Genomic DNA, 14211 nt, shown 5'->3' with positions numbered 1-14211 from the left:
TCAGTAACTTCAATAGAAGAATTATCTTCAATAACAACATTATTATCAGTAGCGTAATTAGAAGAAGTATCTTCTATAGCAATATTATTTTCAATAGCTTCATTAGAGAAATTTTCTTTAATTGTAGATTCATTACTAATAGTATTGCTAGAATAAGTGCTTTCAGTAACAATATTTGAATAAGAATCATTATTAAAAGCTAAAGTACTATTAATATCAAAAGAATTAATAGTATCATTAGATGAAGCTTCATTATTTAAGTAGCTTAAGTTAGATGTATTTAAAGATTCTACATTATTAGATAAATTGTTACTTAAAATTGTTTTATTAGAGCTTGTAATTTTAGACTCTGCATGAGTAATAGTTAAATTAGATAGCATAATAATTCCTAATGCTATGGCAGCTTTACTTTTGTTACTTATCATAAAAAAACTCCTTTCTTAAAATAAAATTAAAATTAATATTAAACATAATTTTACTATAGGTATTATTTTATGTAAAGAATTTGGATAAATTAAGAAAATGTTGAATTGTTTATATTTTAGTTAAATAAAATATAATGTATAATAAGATAAAAGGAAATTTATAGATATATTTTACGATGAGTTGATATTAATAGTTTATAAGGAGGTATTAATGTGAAAAGATTTTTATCCGTATTAATAATTATATTTATTGTAGGTAGTAATATAACAGTTTATGCAGATGAAAATAATAGTAATGATATTAATGAAGAGGTAGTAGAATTTAATTTACAGGATTATTATAAATATAATGATTCTAAATTAGGAATAGAAACATATTCATTACAAAAAAGTGAAATAAAAGAATCTATATATGATGGGTTAGTAAATTTGAAAACTAAGATTAATATTACAAGTTATATTAGTGATGTAAATAATGATAATGAATCTATTAATGAAATCTTATCTTTATATTTTGATGTTTTAAATGAACATCCTGAAATATTTTATTCTAAAAATTTTACAAGAGTGGGGTATAGTTATAATCCATCAACTAATAAAATTACATATATAGAGTTTTTAGTTGATTACTTATATGATGAAGATACTATTAATTCTATGAAAAGTAAATTAAATGAAAAAATAAATTATATACAAACTAATTATTTAGATGGTGTAACTGATAAGTTTCAGCAAGAGTATATTATTCATGATTATATAGTTAATAACACTACATATGACTATGAAAATTATAAAAATAATACAATACCACAGGAATCCTACACTGTATATGGAGCTCTTGTTAATGGAGTAGCAGTATGTGAAGGATATTCAAAAGCAGCCTTATTATTATTTAATAAAGTTGGAATAGAAGCTGGAATAGTAACAAGTAGTTCTATGAATCATGCTTGGAATTATGTAAATATAGATAATAAGTATTATCATGTTGATCTTACATGGGATGATCCAGTACCAGAGTCTAATAGGATTAGATATAATTATTTTAATTTAACTAATACTGAAATGTTAAGAGACCATTATGGATGGAATTCAGCAATATATCCTTCATTTTCAGATATAAGTCTTTCTGCATTAAGAGAGTTAGTGTTTAATCAAGGAAGTAATATAGCGAGAGTTGATAATAGATTATATTATATAGATGGACAAATATTATACTCTACTGATTTATATGGTAGATATAAAAAAATAGAGGCTTCAGTTGGATATGGATATATGCCTATAGCTTATAAAAATAGCATAATATTTGTAGATAAATTAAATTTAAATGATATAGTTAAGAAATATGATTTAAGCTCAAAAAGCATATCAACATTATATGAAGCAAATGGAACAGTGTATGGAATATATACAAAAGAGGATATTTTATATATAGATACTGAAGAGGGATTAAAAGATATTAAACTAAGTATTTATGGAGATTTAAATAATGATGGAATAATAGATATAAATGATATAGCTTTAATTGCAACTAAGTATAATTTAACAAGTACAAGCTCTGATTGGAATAAAGCTTATGATTTAAATAATGACAATATTATAGATATATTTGACTTAGTTATACTATCTAAGAAATTATCTTAACATATATAGGAGATATTTATGAAAAGAAAGATAATGCTAATAACATTAATATTAATTTTTATATTTCCATTAAAAGCTTATGCAAGCACAGCATCAGTAGAAGTTAATGTAGATGGTAATGTTAAAAAGGGAGAAGAGATAAACATATTAATAAATATGAAGGGTTTAGAAAGTTTATATGCTGCTTCAGTAAATTTTACTTATGATAAAAGTATTTTGAATATAGTTAATATAACAGCAGGGGATTCTATAAAAAAGTATGCAGATGAAATAATGGAAATAGGTGGAGAAGTAGATACTACAAATAATAAGACATCTTATTCATTTACATTTTTAGGAGATAAAGATGGGATTAATGGAGATGGAACCTTAGCTATTATTAAAGCAAAGATTTTAAGAGATGGAGTTTTGTCAATAGATGAAGATTCTATAAAGATTAAGCTTGTAAAAAGAGAAGCAGATAGTGTTGAAAATTATGATTATAAATTTATAGGATATAATACTGAAAAAGATGTATCTACAGAAAATAAGGAAGAAAATGATACAAATAATAAAGATGAAAATAATACTATAGATGATGAAAATGTATCTATACCTAACACTGATAACAATATTAAAGACAATAATGAAAATAATACAAAGGAAGAAGAAACTTCTGAAAGTATAGAAGATAAAGTAGTTATAGATAATAATACTAATAAAGAAGAGAATACTTTTTTTGAGAATATATTAAATGGAAATATAGTAGAAAATATTATAAATAATATAAAGAATTTTATATCAGGTAATAGCAATGAAGAGAATTTAAATAAAGAGAATAGTATTAAAGAAAATAATATTAAAGTAGATTTTAATAAAGAAGATATAAATAAAGAAAATAACCTTGAAGAAAATGAAAAAAATAATGTAGATGATAAAGTAAATGAAGATATTTCGAAATATGATAATACAGATAGCTTGGATAAAAATGCTGAAGATAAATCTTTAGAAGAGAAAGAGGAAACGAGTGTTGGTACACAAGCTAGAAATAACATATATATTTACTTTGTAGGAGCTATAGCAATTGTAGCAGGTATTTATGTTATATATAAATTAAAAAATGATAAAACCAAATAATTTGGTATAAGAAGTGGTGGGAATAATGTGTATAAAATAAAAAAAGTATTTTTATTTTCTATAATTTTTAGTTGTATAATTGGAGGAATAAATGTTAAGGCAGAAGTAAATATTGGGGAAAAGTATGAAACAGTAAAAATATCAGATATGGGATATAGCTTTTATAATTTTATGGATGAAGAAAATACTGAAGATAAATATGTTGATGAAGAGGTAATAGAAAAGTTAAAGTCCATGGAAGATTATAGTATACTTATTACAAAAACTGACTCTAATTATGAAGTTGCTTTAGCATATAGTGATGGAAGTTTTACTTTTATTGATGCTGCTGATACTTTAGAAGAAGCAAAGGAAAAATTAGAAGAGATTGTATTGCCACAAAGTGAAGATACTATTATTCCTTCAATAATAGGCAAGAATGGACAAGTAGTTTATGCAACTAATTCTATGGGGAGAGTTTGGAAACATATAGATAATGTTCCTGATACAACTATAAATAATATTAGTTATATATACTCAAGTGCAGATAGAGTTGGTAATGAGAATTTAGCATACACCTATATTAATCATGGATATATAGATGATGTTCCAATTATTGAAGATAGAGGAACTGTAGCTAAAATTCAAGTAAATGGTTATGAAGGTTGGATTAATAAGGATGATACTGCTGATGATTATGATTTAGTAGTGGTACCTATCAATCAGGTTAAGGATCCAAGTTGTTATTTGGTTCAAAATGGATATTTATATCATTATATTACAAGGAACATGACTTCAAGTATTGTAACTGGTAATTCTTTAAGATTAGGACCAGCTCCAGATTATTTAGAAGAAGGTAAGGATTACTATAGTTATGATGGGGTATATTTTTATGAAGGTAATACTATAGAAGAAGGCTTAAATAAGCTAATAACAGATTTAAAGAATAATGTTAAAGATAATTCTATAAATAAAGATAATCCCTATTATAATTATTACAAGTACCTTCCTTTTAGAACAAGAACTAATTACACAAGTGATGAGTTAAATAAATTTATAAATGAAAATACATCAGCTGAAAGTAAATTAAGAGGAATTGGTGAAGTATTAATAGAATGTCAAAACACTTATGGAGTAAATGCATTGTTAACTTTAGGAGTTGCTATTAATGAAAGTACAACTCAAGATGGATGGGGAATGTCTGATTATGCTCAAAATTATAACAATTTATTTGGAATAGGAGCAGTAGATTTTGCTCCAGATGGAGCGAATAGATTTGAATCTCCTAGTGATTCTATAAGAGAGTTTACTAAAAACTATATATCAGCAGGATATTCTAATCCAGATGATTATAGATATTATGGTGGATATTTAGGAAATAAAGCGCTAGGCGCAAATGTAAAATATGCATCAGATCCTTTTTGGGGAGAAAAAGCAGCACAACATGCATTTACTATTGAATTAGGTATGGCTAATGGAGAGTTAAATAATTTAAAAGATTATAATGGTTATCAGTTAGCTATGTATTTTGGAGAAAATCAAGTTATAAGTAAAAGTGGAAGTTTATTATATAATATAAATTCAAAAGTTAGCGGATTTGGTGGATATTCAGGAAATGTTATAGCCCTATTGTATGAAGAAAAAAACTCAAAGGATGAATATGAAATTTTTCCGGAAGTAAATAGTCCTATTAATGGCAATGGATATTCAAGTTATAATGGAATATATGACTGGAATTCTAGAGCATACATTAATAGTAGTAATATTAAATTAATTAACAAAACTAAAAGTAGTTTTATACCTGGATATAAAAAAGAAGATGTTAATAAAGATGATATAATAGATATACAAGATATATCAGAATTAGCATTAAAATATAATATATCACAAGATAATAAGATATTTTTAAGGAGATTAGATATAAATTTAGATGGTATAATAGATATTTTTGATATGGTGAATATTTCGAAATATATTAATTAAATGAATGAGTATTTAAATATAGGAAAGTAATATTATTGCTATAATAATATTACTTTTTTATAATTTCCTTCCTTCAGTTTGGAAGTGTTAAAATATCATAGCAAGGTGACTTGGAGCGCATGCGACGGAGCAAGGAATATAATGTTTATATCTTATTTTATTTGGAGCTATTATTCAAAATAGCTTAGAGATGAAAGTCTAATGTAGGCTTAGTATTATGAACTACTGGATAAAGAATAAAATTTAATTTAATTATATAAATAAGTTAAAAAAGTGATAAAGTGGTATATAATTTTATTGATGTTGAAATTATACTGATATTTATATAATAAATATGGTAAATACTATGATATAATTTATTAGTAATAAATTATATTTATTTGGAGGCTTATAATGTTTTTACAAAAGTATAATGAATGGATTAACTCATCAGTAATAAATGATGATATTAGAACTGAATTGTTATCAATAAATGATGAGAAAGAAAAAGAAGATAGATTTTATAAGGATTTAGAGTTTGGTACAGGTGGACTTAGAGGAGTAATTGGAGCTGGAACTAATAGAATGAATATCTATACTGTTTCAAAAGCAACTCAAGGTTATGCTAAGTATTTAAATAATAACTTTGAAAATCCAACAGTAGCTATAGCTTATGATTCAAGAAATATGTCTAAGGAATTTGCAAAGGCTACAGCTTTAACTTTTGCAGCTAATAATATAAATGTGTATTTATTTGAAGATTTAAGACCAACCCCTATGCTTTCATTTACAGTAAGGGAGCTTAAGTGTCAAGGGGGAGTAGTTATAACTGCATCTCATAATCCAAAACAATATAATGGATATAAGGTTTATGGAGAAGATGGTGGACAAATTACTGATGAAACTGCAAAGGAAGTTATAGGATATATAAATAATATAGATATATTCTCTGATGTTAAAACTATATCAGAAGAAGAGGCTATATCTAAGGGATTATTACAATATATAGGTGAAGATGTAGATAAAGTTTACATAGAAAAAGTTAAATCTCTTGTTTTAAGAAAAGAATTAATAGAAGAAAAATCAAAGGACCTTAATATAATATATACACCAATTCATGGATCAGGACTTATGCCAATTAAAAGAGCATTAACTGAGCTTGGATTTGAAAATTTAAATATAATTAAAGAGCAAGAAAAGCCAGATGGAAACTTCCCAACAGCACCTTACCCAAATCCAGAAGATAAGAGTGTATTTAATATAGCTTTAGATATGGCAAGGGAAAGTAATCCAGATATAATATTCGGAACAGATCCAGACTGCGATAGAATAGGTGTTGTAGTTAAGGATAACTCTGGAGAATATAAGGTTTTAACTGGTAACCAAACAGGAATGTTATTAGCTCATTATATGCTAAAATCATTAACTGATAGAGATGAACTTCCTAAAAACTCAGCTGTAATTAAAACTATAGTTACAACAGAAGGGGTTAGAAAGATAGTTGAAAGCTTTGGTGCAGAGCTAATAGATACTTTAACTGGATTTAAGTATATTGGAGAGAAAATTAAAGAGTTTGAAGAAACTAATAGTAATTCCTTTATCTTTGGTCTTGAGGAAAGCTATGGTTATTTAGCAGGAACTTTCGTTAGAGATAAGGATGCAGTAATTGCAGCAGTTCTTATAACTGAAATGGCTCTTTACTATAAAGAAGAAGGCTTAACTTTATATGAAGCTTTAATAAAATTATATGAAGAGTATGGATTTACTCAAGAAGAATTAATTTCTATTGAGCTTCAAGGAAAAGAAGGACAAGAAAAGATAGCTAATTGTTTAGATACATTAAGAAATGATAAGTTAAGAGAAGTTAATGGTGTTAATGTGGCTAAAGCCTTTGATTATAAATTAAGTGAAGAAACTACTTATGGAAACGAAACTTTAGTATCAGAAATTAAACTTCCAAAGTCTAATGTATTAAAATATATATTAGAAGATGATTCTTGGTTTGTTGTTAGACCTTCAGGTACTGAACCTAAAATGAAGATTTATCTATCAGTAGTAGGAGATTCATTAAAGGATTCAGAAGAAAAATTAATTAACTTTAAAAAGTCTGTTATGAATAAGATTAATAGTATATTAGGTTAGTTTCTTATTAAGACTACATTATTTTAATGTGGTCTTATATAATCAATAGAGAATTTATGATAATAAATATAGTGTAAGGAGTATAAGGTTATGTATCCAATTAAATTTGAAAACTTATATTACGATAAAGTATGGGGCGGGCGTGATTTTGAAAGCTTTAGAAATAATATGCCAGAAGGAGCTATAGGAGAAAGCTGGGATATTGCATGCCATTCAAATGGTACTGGAGTAGTTGCAAATGGAAAATTTAAAGGAATGAACTTTAATGATTTAATTAATAATTATAAAGAAGAGATATTTGGTAAAGCAATTACAAATAATGAATTTCCTCTATTAGTTAAATTAATAAACTCAAATGAAAATTTATCAGTTCAAGTTCATCCAAATGATGATTATGCAAGAAGAGTAGAAAATTCCTTTGGAAAAACTGAAGCATGGTATGTTGTAGATGCTAAAGAAGGTGCAGAGTTAATTGTAGGTACAAATGGATGCACTAAGGAAGAATTTGAAGAAGCTATTAAAAATAATACTGTTGAAGATTGTTTAAATAGAATTAAAGTTAAAAAAGGAGATGCATTTTTAATTAACAGTGGATTAGTACATGCTATATGCTCAGGTTTAGTAATTGCAGAAATTCAACAAAATAGTGATATAACTTACAGAGTTTATGATTATGGAAGGCCAAGAGAAATTCATGTTGAAAAATCTTTAGATGTAATTAATTTTGATTTAAAACCAGAAAGATTAGTTGAAAACTATATAGATTTCTTAGGATATAAATACACAACTTTATGTAAAAGTGATTATTTTACTATAGATAAATACATTATTAATACTAGCGTTAAATTAGATAGTGATATAAATACATTTTCAATAATCACCTGTGTTGATGGAGGAGGATTAATTAACTATAGAAATGAAACTGTAGTAGTTAATAAAGGTGATAGTATTCTTATTCCGTCTAAGCTTGGTAATTATGAGCTTAAGGGAGCATTAGAAGTATTAGTATCTAAACCTACTATTATAGAAGAATAAAATTTAGATCATGAAAATAGCCCCACAAGCTTTTTACAGCAAGTGGGGTTTGATTTTTTCCGTTACCTTTTTCTAATATATAGAAGAAAGAGACCCAAATTTAAAAAAATCAGGAAAAGAAATAATATGATTAGAGAGTTCTGAAAATAAAAAGAAAGTTTAGAATAGTAAGGATTAATATTTAATATTAGAATAAAATTTAATTAAATTAATAATATTATATAAAATAAAGTTATTTAATTACTTGAAATCAAAGGGATGTTGAAATTATACGAACAATTATACAAATAATACTTTAAAAATTATGATATAATTTATTTATAAATTTAATGTATATTTTTGTAAAAATATAATTAATGTATTAACTAGTTAGTAATAAATTGTAATATAAAAATAAATGATGAAAAGAAGATAGTTTGTATAATGAGGGGAACTGTAATGAATAAAAATTTAATTACAAGAAATAAAATTAGAAAAGCAATAATACCAGCAGCTGGTCTTGGAACTAGATTTTTACCAGCAACTAAAGCACAGCCAAAGGAAATGTTGCCTATAGTTGATAAGCCAACTCTTCAATATATAATAGAGGAATGTGTTCAGTCTGGTATAGAAGAAATTTTAATTATAACAGGAAGAAATAAAAAATCTATAGAGGATCATTTTGATAAATCTGTAGAGCTTGAGTTAGAGCTTGAAAGTAATGGAAAGCACGAAATGCTTGAAATGGTTAGAGAAATATCTGATATGGTAGATATACATTTTATAAGACAAAAGGAACCAAGAGGATTAGGACATGCTATTAGCTGTGCTAAAACTTTCGTTGGAAATGAGCCTTTTGCAGTTTTATTAGGTGATGATATAGTTTATAACGATAATAAGCCTTGCTTAAGTCAACTTATTAATTGTTATAATGAGTATAAAACTTCTGTATTAGGTGTACAAGAAGTTAAAGAAGAAAATGTATCAAAGTATGGTATAGTTGGTGGAATCAAAATAGAAGATAGAGTTTATAAGGTTAAATCCTTAGTAGAAAAACCAAGCAGAGAAGATGCGCCATCTAATATTGCCATATTAGGTAGATATATTATAACACCTAGAATATTTGAAATATTAGAAGAAACAGAACCAGGTAAGGGTGGAGAAATTCAATTAACAGATGCATTATTAAAACTTTTAGAGGAAGAAGCTATATATGCTTATAACTTTGAAGGAAGAAGATATGATGTTGGAGATAAACAAGGATTCTTAGAAGCTAATATTGAATATGCCTTAAGAAATAGTGACTTAAAAGAAGCCTTTGAAGAATATTTAAAAACTTTAGCAATATAAAAGCAGATGATTTTATTTTCATCTGCTTTTTGCATTTAATCAAAATATATTTTAAGAAAATACTAATTTCTATATGAAAATAAAGAAATGGGATAAAAAGTATATAGTTTATGGTATTAATTGTAAAATAGTTAAAGTACCCATAAAATCAAAGTAAAATTATTAAAAATGATGAATTTAGATTAGTTTATATACCAATATATGGATAAAAACTGATGGAGAGGTATACTCTTTTTGTAAACGTTATTAAAGGGGTGGTTTTATGAGGAAAAAGAAAAGCTTTAAGGTCTTAAATATTCTTACTGTTATATTTATGATCTTAGGTATTTTCTCGAATGTGTCTATAAAAGCATTTGCAGAAAGTACTGAAAATTTAATTGGAAATGGCTCATTTGAAGACGGACAGCAAGGGAAGTGGTATCCAAGAGGAGGAGAAGCTTTAAAGCTTCAAGTAACAAATGAAACAAAGGCATCAGATGGGGATTATTCCTTAAAAATTACAGGAAGAAACCAAAATTGGAATGGTCCAGCTTATAGTGTAAAAGATGTATTTGAAAAAGGCAGAACCTACAACATTTCTGTAAAGGTTAAGGCAGTTGCTGGTGAAAAAGTTTTAGGAAAAGCAGAAGTTGTTACTTTATCCATGGAAAAAAGAATAGATAATGCTGCAGGATATACTAATATTTCTTCATCTACTAATATTAATGAAGATACATGGACTACAGTAGGTGGAAATTATACTTTAGACTATTCAGGAAATCTAACTTTATTAGATATTTATGTAGAATCAAGCACTGTTGATTTAGAATTCTATATAGATGATTTAGTAATTACAGATATTACTCCTGTTGATAAGGGAAATATAGTTTCTAATGGAACTTTTGAAAATGGAATTACTGGATGGGAGAAGCAAGGAACATTAGATATTCAATCTGTTAGTGATGTTTTTTATGAAGGTAGCCATAGTTTAAAGGTTTCTGGAAGAGGAGCTAGTTGGGCAGCTCCTATTTATGATTTAACTGATAAAGTTATATTGGGAAAAACCTATGATGTAAGCCTTTGGGTTATGTATAACGAAGGTGATAATGAAGAGGAGACTATAAAGGCTACCTTTAAGCCAGGCTATCTAACTGTTGGGGAAGTTAAAGCTAAAAAAGGTGAATGGACAGAAATAAAAGGAAGTATAGATATGCCAGAAGAATTACCAGAAGGAGCTAGTATTTATATAGAAGCAGTAAATGAAGCTTTGCCTTCATATTATATTGATAATGTCAAGATAGAAGGAGAATTACCAGCTGTTCCTGTAGAAATAGAAGATGATATTCCAAGTTTATATGAAAGCTATAAAGATTATTTTCTAGTTGGGGGAGCGGTAAACCCATGGGATTTTGGAAATAATAGTTTAACAGAGCAACTTGTTGATAAGCATTATAATATTATGACTGCAGAAAATAATATGAAGCCAGAAGCACTTCAAAAAGAAGAAGGTAAATTTACTTTTGAAGAAGCTGACAAGCTAGTAGATTATGCAAAGGCTAATAATATTGTTATGAGAGGACATACTTTAGTTTGGCACAGTCAAGTTCCTGATTGGTTCTTTAAAGATAAGGATGATCCTACAAAGTTAGCAAGTAAGGAGCTATTATTAGAAAGGGAAAGAACTCATATAAGAACAGTATTAAATCATTATAAAGATAAATATGGTACAGCTGATGGTGAAAGTCCAATAAAGTACTGGGATGTAGTTAATGAAGTTATTGGTGATGATGGTAACTATAGAAATTCAGAGTGGTATCAAATAGCTGGATTAGATTATATAAGAGTAGCTTTTGAAACTGCAAGAGAAGTTGATCCTTCATTAAAGTTATTTATTAATGATTATAATATTGAAAGAAATAACTCTAAAACTGATAAATTATATGAATTAGTAACTGAATTAAAATCAGAAGGAGTTCCAATAGATGGAGTAGGACTTCAAATGCATGTAAATTCTGATATATCAATGGATAGCATAAAGAAATCTATTGAAAAGTACGAATCTATACCAGGAATAGATATTCAAGTAACAGAATTAGATGTAAGTATGGGAGTAAAAAATGAAGCTGTAAATTATGAAGTTTTACTTAAACAAGGAAGATATTATAAACAATTATTTGATTTATTTAAATCTAAAAAGGAAAGCATAAGTGCAGTAGTTATTTGGGGAGTAATTGATGATACTTCTTGGGTTAAGGAGTCTAAACCATTATTGTTTGATGGAAAATATAAAGCAAAGCCTGCCTTTTATTCTATAGTAGATCCTAAAAATGCTGTAATTAATAGAGAAAAAGTTCAAGCTGTAGAGGGAACTCCTGTAGATAAGAGTGATATTATTTGGTCAACTGTAAGAACTATAGATGTAAATACTTTCTACAATGGAGTAGAAGGTGCAACAGCAAAAGCTCAAATAATGTGGGATAAAAATAATTTATATATAAAAGCTAATATTAAAGATACTACCTTAAGCGATAAGGATAGTTTTGAATTATTTATTGATTTAAATAATGATCAAACAGTAGCTTATGGTGATGATGATATCCATATGATAGTTAAGAGTAGTGAAGCTATTAAAGAAGAGGACGGATATTTAGTTTATAGGAATATTCAATTATCAGAAGATTTAACTTACGATAGAATTATAGGTATTGATTTTAGAGTGAATGATTACAATGATTCTGGAGAAGAGAATTCAATTGTAGTATTAAATGATTATTCTAACTCTCAAAATACAAGTTCAAAATATTTTGCTGATTTAAAGCTAGGTAATAAATCTAAAATTGAAGATGCTATATTTGGAACTCCGATTATAGATGGAGATTTAGATGAATTATGGAATAATGCAAGAGAGCTTAGTACAAATGCATGGGTAACAGGAGATAGTGGTGCAACAGCAAAAGTAAAAACTATGTGGGATAAAGATAATTTTTATGTTATTGCAGATGTAACTGATGAAGTTTTAAATAAGTCTAATCCAAATGTTTGGGAACAAGACTCAATAGAAATATTCTTAGATCAAAATAATAATAAAACTTCAAATTATCAAGGTGATGATAGTCAAATTAGAATTAATTTTGAGAATGAAGTTACTGTTTCAGGATATAATCCAGAAGGATTAAAAACAAAAACAAAAATAACTGATAAAGGATATGTAGTTGAAGTTTCTATACCATTAACTGAAATAGAAGCAAAGAATGGATATATAATTGGATTTGATATTCAAGTTAATGATGCAAATGAAGCAGGAGAAAGAACAGGTGTAGTAACATGGTGTGATAATTCAGGGGCTTCTTATGCTAATACTGCAGGTTTTGGAAACATTAGATTTATTAATGATGAAGAAACACCAGAAAATCCAGGAGAGACACCAGAGAACCCAGGAGAGATACCAGAGAATCCGGGAGAAATACCAGATAATCCAGGTGAAAAGCCAGAAAACCCAGGAAAAACACCAGAAAAACCAAGTACTCCAAAAAATCCGGCAGAAAATACTAATAAAAATAATAATTTACCGCAAACAGGAAGTCCTATAGCTACTTTAGGAATAACTATAATAAGTGGATTAATGATAGCTGGAGGAGTACTGTTAAATAAGAAAAAAGTAAATTAAAAGTTTATAAATAATATCTTAAATTACCCCACAAGCTTTATTAGCAAGTGGGGTTTTTCTAATTCAGCTTTAAATTTTATTTTAAGAAAAATTTATTTAAATTTTTTCTCAATTTTCTTTTTATAAGGATATTTACTAATGAAAGGTTATTTTAAGTTGAATTTTAGGAGGATTTTAATATGCAATTTTCATTTTTAGGATATTCAGTTAAAAAGATTATGGAGTTAAATTTAGATGTTAAGGATATAACTATTCTAAGATATTTTGATGATTTTAGAAAAAGTGGAAAGATGAATTACGAAGAAATAGAAGGAGTTAAGTACTATTGGATTAGCTATCAAAATATAGAAAATGAACTTCCTTTTTTAGGTCTTGGAAAAAGGTCTATTATGATGAGGATGTTTAAGCTTAGAGATTTAGGTATTTTATCTCATTATACTAAGAAAGAAGGGGGAACCTTCTCCTTTTATGCTTTAGGTGATAAGTATAGTGATTTACTAAATGTGAATTTAGAGAATAATGATAAAAATAAAGATAGTAATAAAAATATCAATATAAAGAATGATAGTAATAGAAGTAATAGAAATATTGATAATAATAATTTAGGTTATTCATATGATTTAACTGATAAAAATATTATAAATGAAGAAATTAATAAAGATGATAAATCTTTAGATTTTGTTGAGCCTATAACAAATAAAGAATCAAATTATAATAATTATAATGACTTAAGTAAATTAACTAAAAATAGTGTGGATAATAAAGTAGAGGGTGTTCTTAATAATGAAGAGGCTGTGGATGAATTATCAATTTTATATGCAAATAATCATAAAAATGAAGAGGGGTTATTCAAAAATAACAACAGAGGGTGTGCAAAGGAATGTACAACAAAGACTAATATACTAAATAACTCATCTACTATAGTAAATAATATAT

At 26.7% G+C, this 14211-nt stretch carries 8 protein-coding genes and 1 pseudogene; 8 read left to right on the top strand and 1 reads right to left on the bottom strand.

Translation table 11 applies throughout. The features are described 5' to 3' along the window. On the bottom strand, nucleotides 1-425 hold a 425-nt coding region (locus tag H9660_RS10840; protein WP_207729462.1), incomplete at its 3' end, for a hypothetical protein. Nucleotides 426-638: 213 nt separating this feature from the next. Between H9660_RS10840 and H9660_RS10835 the strand changes: the two genes are divergently transcribed. The 8 genes and pseudogenes from H9660_RS10835 to H9660_RS10800 all read left to right on the top strand — a co-directional run. Continuing rightward, entirely contained in the window at nucleotides 639-2066 is a 1428-nt protein-coding gene (locus tag H9660_RS10835; protein WP_191750398.1) for a transglutaminase domain-containing protein, read from the top strand. 18 nt (nucleotides 2067-2084) lie between these two features. After that, nucleotides 2085-3182 (top strand): cohesin domain-containing protein, encoded by a 1098-nt coding sequence (locus H9660_RS10830; RefSeq protein ID WP_191750397.1) that lies wholly within the window; start codon nucleotides 2085-2087, stop codon nucleotides 3180-3182. Nucleotides 3183-3209: 27 nt separating this feature from the next. Continuing rightward, nucleotides 3210-5144: a glucosaminidase domain-containing protein gene (locus H9660_RS16605; protein ID WP_191750396.1), complete on the top strand. Its 1935-nt coding sequence runs from the start codon at nucleotides 3210-3212 to the stop codon at nucleotides 5142-5144. A gap of 393 nt (nucleotides 5145-5537) precedes the next feature. Continuing rightward, on the top strand, nucleotides 5538-7265 hold the full coding sequence (locus H9660_RS10820; RefSeq protein WP_191750395.1) for a phospho-sugar mutase: 1728 nt from the start codon (nucleotides 5538-5540) through the stop codon (nucleotides 7263-7265). 90 nt (nucleotides 7266-7355) lie between these two features. Beyond that, the gene (gene manA / locus H9660_RS10815; RefSeq protein WP_191750394.1) at nucleotides 7356-8300 is read left to right on the top strand and encodes a mannose-6-phosphate isomerase, class I; all 945 of its coding nucleotides are present in this window, start codon (nucleotides 7356-7358) and stop codon (nucleotides 8298-8300) included. 438 nt (nucleotides 8301-8738) lie between these two features. Beyond that, nucleotides 8739-9629, top strand: coding sequence for a UTP--glucose-1-phosphate uridylyltransferase GalU (galU, locus tag H9660_RS10810; RefSeq protein ID WP_191750393.1), 891 nt, complete (start codon nucleotides 8739-8741; stop codon nucleotides 9627-9629). A gap of 262 nt (nucleotides 9630-9891) precedes the next feature. Continuing rightward, the gene (locus H9660_RS10805) at nucleotides 9892-13275 is read left to right on the top strand and encodes an endo-1,4-beta-xylanase (RefSeq protein ID WP_191750392.1); all 3384 of its coding nucleotides are present in this window, start codon (nucleotides 9892-9894) and stop codon (nucleotides 13273-13275) included. A 179-nt stretch (nucleotides 13276-13454) separates the two neighbouring features. Next, nucleotides 13455-14211, top strand: a pseudogene (locus H9660_RS10800) (hypothetical protein); the annotation flags it as partial.

The organism is Clostridium gallinarum, from assembly GCF_014836325.1.
Lineage (GTDB): Bacteria > Bacillota > Clostridia > Clostridiales > Clostridiaceae > Clostridium > Clostridium gallinarum.
Note: the sequence above shows the minus strand (reverse complement) of the source record. Positions and strands in the feature narration are given on the sequence as shown.